Source organism: Amycolatopsis sp. NPDC058340 (genome assembly GCF_042723975.1).
In the GTDB taxonomy this organism is placed as follows: Bacteria; Actinomycetota; Actinomycetes; order Mycobacteriales; family Pseudonocardiaceae; genus Amycolatopsis.
Window position 1 is genome coordinate 353,300 of the sequence record NZ_JBHXIB010000002.1, and the last position, 6,622, is coordinate 359,921.

A 6,622-nucleotide genomic window follows, 5' to 3' on the forward strand; every position below is an offset into this window, starting at 1 on the left:
CGCGGGCAAGGGGGCCGTCCTGGACTTTTCGTCAGCTGGTGACAAGCGGCAGCAGCGGCCGCCGCACCGCGGTCGCGACGCCGTCCGACGCCTCCGCCGCGGCGATCCGCTCCGCCGTCGGCGTGCCGTACTCCGTGGTCCGCTGCCGCAGCGGACGGCCCAGCGGTTCGACCATCGCGCGCATGTCGCTGATCGTCTTGTACGACCCGTTCGCCGCACCCGCCATCCGGCTGATCGTCTCCTCCATCAGTGTCCCGCCGATGTCGTTGACACCGCCCTGCAGCACGGCGCGGCTGCCCTCTTCGCCGAGTTTCACCCACGAGCTCTGGATGTTGTCGATCATCCCGTGCAGCAGCAGCCGGGCCAGCGCGTGCACCGCGCGGTTCTCGCGCAGCGTCGCCCCCGCCCTGGCGAGCCCGGCGAGGTAGATCGGCGAGCTCTGGTGGATGAACGGCAGCAGCACGAACTCGCTGAACCCTCGCCGCCCGTTGCGTTCCAGGCCTTCCCGCTGCAGTTTCGCCAGCAGCTTCAGATGCCCGACCCAGTGCGCCGGGGTGTCGACGTGGCCGTACATCATCGTCGACGTCGTCGTGATGCCGAGTTTGTGCGCGGTGGTGACGACGTTGATCCATTCGGACGTCGGCAGCTTGCCCTTCGTCAGCACCCAGCGCACGTCGTCGTCGAGGATCTCCGCGGCCGTACCCGGCAGCGAGTCGACGCCGGCCTCCTTCGCGCGCGCCAGCCAGTCCTCGATCGAGAGGTTCGTCCGCGAAGCGCCGTTGACGACCTCCATCGGCGAGTACGAGTGCAGGTGGATGTCCGGCTGACGGCGTTTCACCTCCGCCGCGAGGTCGAAGTACGCGGTGCCCGGCAGATCCGGGTGGATGCCGCCCTGCATGCAGATCTCGGTCGCGCCCGCGGCCCACGCTTCGTCGACCCGGTCACCGACCTGCTCCAGCGAAAGCGTGTACGCGTCGGCGTCGGTGCGCCGCTGGGCGAACGCGCAGAACCGGCAGCCGGTGTAACAGACGTTGGTGAAGTTGATGTTCCGCGTGACGACGAAGGTGACGTCGTCGCCGTTCACCTCGCGACGCAGGTCGTCGGCGATCTTGGTGAACGCGTCGAGCTCCGGTCCGTCGGCGTGCAGCAGCGCCAGCGCTTCGTCGTCCGAAAGCCCGGCGGGGTCCTTTTCCGCACTGCGCAAGGCATCCCGGATGTCGAGGTCGAATCGCTGCGGCGCGGTCTTGATGTTGCCCTTGATCTCGGCCCAGTCGCCGTAGACCGAGTCGAAGTCGCTGCGGCGGTCCTCCGTGCGCCCGACCGTGTCGACCTCGACGTGCAGGTCGGTACGCCCGGCCTCCTTCCAGCCGCCGTCCGGCTCCTGCCACGGGATGCCCACCGGGATGGCCTCTTCGATCGCGAGCCCGGTCTCGGTGTCGGTCAACGGGGCGAGATGCGCGTTCATCCGCGGGTCCAGCCACGGCTCGCCCGCCTTGACGTACTCCGGGTAGATCGGCAGCCGCTCGCGCACGGTGAACCCGAGCGCTTCGGTGCGGCGTTTGAGCTCGTCGATCTGCGGCCAGGCGCGTTCGGGGTTCACGTGGTCGGGGGTCAGCGGGGAGACGCCGCCCCAGTCGTCGATACCCGCGTTGAGCATCAGTTCGTACTGCTGGCCGATCAGGTTCGGCGGCGCCTGGATGCGCATCCGCGGCCCGAGCACGAGCCGCGCGACGGCGATGGTCGCGGCGAGCTCTTCGAGATCGGCGTCCGGCGTCGCGCGCATCTTCGTGTCCGGTTTCGCACGGAAGTTCTGGACGATGACTTCCTGGATGCCGCCGTAGGTCTTCGCGACCTTGCGGATCGCGAACAGCGAGTCGGCGCGTTCCTCGAAGTTCTCGCCGATGCCGATCAGGATGCCCGTGGTGAACGGCACCGAACTGCGGCCGGCGTCCTCCAGCACCCGCAGGCGGACGTCGGGGTCCTTGTCGGGCGAGCCGTAGTGCGGGCCGCCCTTCTCCGTGTACAGCCGCTTCGCCGTCGTCTCCAGCATCATGCCCATCGACGCCGAGACCGGCTTGAGCCGCTGGAAGTCCTGCCAGCTCAGCACGCCGGGGTTGAGATGGGGGAGGACGCCGGTCTCTTCGAGGACCCGGATCGCCATCGCCCGGACGTAGGACAACGTGTCGTCGTAGCCGTGCGCGTCGAGCCAGTCCTTCGCCGCCTTCCAGCGGTCCTCCGGACGGTCGCCGAGGGTGAAGAGCGCTTCCTTGACCCCCATCTCGGCACCCTTGCGGGCGATGTCGAGCACCTCGTCGGGGGAGAGGAACGGCGATTCGACGCGACCGGGGACGGTCGCGAAGGTGCAGTAGCCGCAGCGGTCCCGGCACAGCCGGGTCAGCGGGATGAACACCGAACGGCTGTAGGTGACCACGCCGGGACGGCCGGCCGCGACGAGCCCGGCGTCGCGGACCCGGGAGGCGTGCTCGGACAGCGTCTTGAGGTCGTCGCCGCGCGCCTGGAGCAGGATCGACGCCTCGGTGATGTCGAGGGTCTTCCCGTCGCGCGCCCTGGCGAGCGCGCGACGCATCGCCGAGGTGGTGGGGGCGTTCGCGTCTGCATCCGATGCCATTCCCGCACGCTATGGCCGGACTCGCTCCACCTGCCAGTGTGCAACCCGACACCGTCTCACCCACGTGGGTGTGATCACGGTTTCCGCTGGTCAGCGCCCGATCTTGGTTGCCGATCAGCGGGTGCGAGTGTATTACCTAAAGTGTGGCTTCGGTGATCGGCAAGAAGGTCGGCGGGCGGACGTACTACTACCTCGTCACCTCCGCGCGGGTCGACGGCGAGCCGAGGGTGGTTTCGCAGCGCTACCTCGGCACGGCCGAAGAGATCGCACGCGCGATGGACGGCGACGTCTCCGCGCCCGGCGAAGCGCGTCACCGGACCTTCGGCGACGTCGCGGCTGTGTGGGCCACGTTGCGGCGGCTCGACTTCGTGCGCCGGGTCGATGAAGCCGTCGGAGCTCAGCGCGCGACGACCACCCTGGGGTCACATCTCGCGCTCGCCGTCCTGCACCGGGCGACAGCGCCGGACACGCGATTAGCCGACTGGTGGCGAGACTCCGTCGCCCGGGAATTCATCCAAGCCGACCTGCCGAATCACCGGCGGGCGCTGCAACGCCTCACCCCCGAACGGATCGGGCGGATCGAGACGACCGTCGCCGACGCGGTGCTCTCCTGGCTGGGGACCGGCGACGCCGCGCTCGCCGTCGACGTCCCGCAGTTCGCCACCTTCACCACCGCCGACCCCTGCCGCTGCGAACTCGCCGGTCTCGGCCTGGTGGTGACCAAGGACGGCGCGATCCCGCTGGCGTCGCACGTGTACCCGAGGGAAGGGGCGCCGCCGTTCGCCGCGCTCGCCGAGGAACTCCGCTCGCGGTATCCCGTCACGCTGGTCTTCACCGCGGGCCAGGCGGCCCAACTGGATCTCGGACGGCATTTCGTCGGCGCGCTCCCGCTCTCGGAGCATCCGGAACTGCTGGCGAAACCGCCGTCCGCGCGCAAACCCGTCGACCCGGAGCGGTTCGCCGGACTGACCGCCCTCGACACCAGGGCCGTGGTCGCCGGCGTGCGGCGGCGCGTGATCCTGACCCATTCGGAGACCCTGCACAACGCGCAGGCCCGCGCGTTCGGCGAGGAACTGGGCACCGCGACCCGCGAGCTCGCCGGCCTCGACGCCGCGCTGGCCTCGGGCACGTACCGGGGCGACCGCGGCCAGGTGAACGCCGAAATCGCGCGGATCACCCGCGGCCGCCGCGTCGAACGGGTGCTCTCACCCTCGTTGACCGGCACGAAACCGGGGGAGATCCGCCTGAGCTGGAAGGTCGACGACGCCGCCGTCTCGCGGTTGCACGACGAGTTCTTCGGCAAGCAGGTGCTGGTCACCGACCACGACTGGCCGGTGTCCGAGGTCGTCACCGCGTACCGCGCCCGGACCCACCTCGACTCGACGTTCCGCTGGCTGACCGGTCCCGCCGTCGCCGGCCCGGCCCCGCGCTGGGACTGGACACCGCATCGGATCGCGGTGCACACCCTGGTCACGGTGCTCGCGTCCACGGTCACCCACCTCATGCGGCGCGAGGCCGACCGCGCCGGGATGAACCTGTCGGTCCGTGAGCTGATGGACAGCCTCGCGGGGATAGGGGAGACGGTGCTGCGGTATCCGTCCACCGGCGGCCGCCCGCGGACGCGACGCCTGCTGACCGAGCGGAACCCGGAACAGCAGGCGCTCTTCGACCTCTTCGGTCTCAGCTCTCTCGGTGAATATGGAGAGCCGAGAAGCTCTGCACCACCGGCATCAGCTCGATGACGTTGATGTTCACGTGCTCCGGCTGCGAAGCGGCCCAGAAGACGGACTCGGCCACGTCGGCGGCCGTCAGCGGCGTCGTGCCCTTGTAGACGTTGTCGGCCTTGCTCTGGTCACCCTCGAACCGGACGACGGAGAACTCGGTGCCGCCGACGAGGCCCGGCTCGACGTTGGTCACCCGGACGCCGGTGCCCTGCAGGTCCGCGCGCAGGTTCAGGCTGAACTGGTGCACGAACGCCTTGGTCGCGCCGTAGGCGTTGCCGCCGGGGTACGGGTAGCTGCCCGCGACCGAGCCGATGTTGATCACGTGCCCGCGGCCGCGCTCGACCATGCCGGGCAGCAGCGCGCGGGTGAGGTGCGCGAGCCCCTTGATGTTCGTGTCGATCATCTGGTCCCAGTCGTCGAGCTTCGCCCGATGGGCGGGCTCCAGGCCCTTCGCGAGGCCGGCGTTGTTGACCAGCAGGTCGACTTCGGCGAACTCGGCGGGCAGCGTGCCGGGGAGCGCGGCCACCGCGTCGGCGTCCCGGACGTCGAGCTCGAAGGGGAGGACGTTCTCGCCCAGCTCGCCGGCCAGCTTGTCGAGCCGGTCCTTGCTGCGGGCGGCCGCGACGACCTTGGCGCCGTCGGCGGCGAACCGGCGGACGATCTCGACGCCGAACCCGGCGCTGGCACCGGTCACGAAAACGATCTTCTGGGGCATCACTTTGTCTCTTTCAAGAACCGTGCGAACACGTCGTTGAACTCGGCCTCGCGCTCCAGGTTAGGCATGTGGGCGGCGCCTTCGATCACCGCCAGGGCGGAGCCGGGGATGAGGTCGTGCATGAGTTCGGCGTCCGAGACCGGCGTGAACTCGTCCTCGGTCCCGACCACGACCAGGGCCGGTACCGCTACGCGCGTGAGGCTCTCCCTGTAGTCCGGGCGCTCGGCCCGTCCCCTGAGCGCGGCCGCCGCTCCTTCCTTGGGCGTCGTGCGCATCATCCCGAGGACGTGCGCGGCCACGTCCGGCATCGTGCGGACGTTCTCCGGGGAGACCATCTTCGTCAGCACTTCCTCCGCGTACGGGTTCAGTCCCTCCGCGAGGACGCGGTCCGCCATCTCGTTGCGGACGCGCTTGCCCTCCTCGGTCTCGGCCTGGGGAGAGGTGTCGGCGAGCAGAAGCCCGGCGACACGTTCGGGGTAGGTGCGGTGGAACTCCATGACGATCTGCCCGCCCATGGAGAGCCCGCCGAGGACGAAGCGCTCGAGACCAAGGTGATCGGCGAGCCGGGCGATGTCGGCCGCGAAGACGTCGAGTCCGGTCTTCTGGTCTTTCACCGGCTTGGTCGTCTCGCCGTACCCGCGAAGGTCCGCCGTGATGACCCGGTAGCCCTCCTGGCTGAAGCGCTCGGCCTGGGGACGCCACATCGAACGGTTGAAGGGGTGGCCGTGGACGAGGACGACGGGCAACCCGGTGCCGAGGTCGTCGTAAGCGACGGAGATGCCGTCGAGTTCCGCAGTACTCATGAGCCCGACGCTAATCGGAGCAATCGACGGGATCAATACGGTGCAATGTACTCGGAGCAATGTTCTTGCCCGGGAGTTCACCCGAGGTCTCCCGGGGCGATCACCGCGTGATCGCCCGGTCTGGGCCCGTTTATGGCCGCTGACCTGCGCGAATGTCGTTAAGGTACCCCCCTGTTTTCGGGGGTTTCCGGCCATGTAAAGTTCTCTTCGTCGCCAGGGAAACCGGGCGGCCGACCGGGACACGAACCAAGCTCTCGCTCAGTGCGATTGAGTGGGTGTCTCACCAAAAACTGCTAGGAATGACTGCTTCGGATAAGGCCGTGTAGCTGCGGTGCGATTCGGGGTGTGTTGCTTGAGAACTCAACAGTGTGCTAGTGAACTAAGCCAGTAGAGCTTATTTTGAACCTCGTTTTGAGGTTCCTTTGAGAGCATTAAACATGCCTCGATCAAATTTGACATTGTTGGAGAGTTTGATCCTGGCTCAGGACGAACGCTGGCGGCGTGCTTAACACATGCAAGTCGAACGATGAACCCGCTTCGGTGGGGGATTAGTGGCGAACGGGTGAGTAACACGTGGGCAATCTGCCCTGTACTTTGGGATAAGCCTGGGAAACTGGGTCTAATACCGGATATGACTTCTGCGGGCATCCGTGGAAGTGGAAAGCTCCGGCGGTACGGGATGAGCCCGCGGCCTATCAGCTTGTTGGTGGGGTAATGGCCTACCAAGGCGACGACGGGTAGCCGGCCTGAG

4 protein-coding genes and 1 rRNA gene are annotated in these 6,622 nt (G+C 68.2%); 2 read left to right on the plus strand and 3 right to left on the minus strand.

Going from position 1 to position 6,622, the window contains the following annotated elements:
* Positions 1-31 precede the first annotated feature (31 nt).
* Positions 32-2,587, minus strand: coding sequence for a bifunctional FO biosynthesis protein CofGH (locus ACFWIW_RS05025; protein ID WP_378367204.1), 2,556 nt, complete (start codon positions 2,585-2,587; stop codon positions 32-34).
* 185 nt (positions 2,588-2,772) lie between these two features.
* Here ACFWIW_RS05025 and ACFWIW_RS05030 point away from each other — a divergent pair, with 185 nt between their 5' ends.
* On the plus strand, positions 2,773-4,371 hold the full coding sequence (locus tag ACFWIW_RS05030; RefSeq protein ID WP_378367190.1) for a transposase: 1,599 nt from the start codon (positions 2,773-2,775) through the stop codon (positions 4,369-4,371).
* On the opposite strand, the gene ACFWIW_RS05035 is transcribed toward ACFWIW_RS05030, so the two are convergent.
* Together ACFWIW_RS05035 and ACFWIW_RS05040 are read right to left on the minus strand one after the other, a co-directional pair.
* Positions 4,310-5,068: an SDR family oxidoreductase gene (locus tag ACFWIW_RS05035; RefSeq protein WP_378367191.1), complete on the minus strand. Its 759-nt coding sequence runs from the start codon at positions 5,066-5,068 to the stop codon at positions 4,310-4,312. The genes ACFWIW_RS05030 and ACFWIW_RS05035 overlap by 62 nt on opposite strands.
* Complete coding sequence (locus ACFWIW_RS05040) at positions 5,068-5,871, minus strand: alpha/beta fold hydrolase (protein ID WP_378367192.1); 804 nt, start codon at positions 5,869-5,871, stop codon at positions 5,068-5,070. The genes ACFWIW_RS05035 and ACFWIW_RS05040 overlap by 1 nt, the downstream gene beginning before the upstream one ends.
* Before the next feature lie 458 nt (positions 5,872-6,329).
* Here ACFWIW_RS05040 and ACFWIW_RS05045 point away from each other — a divergent pair.
* Positions 6,330-6,622: ribosomal RNA gene (locus ACFWIW_RS05045) — 16S ribosomal RNA — on the plus strand; the annotation flags it as partial.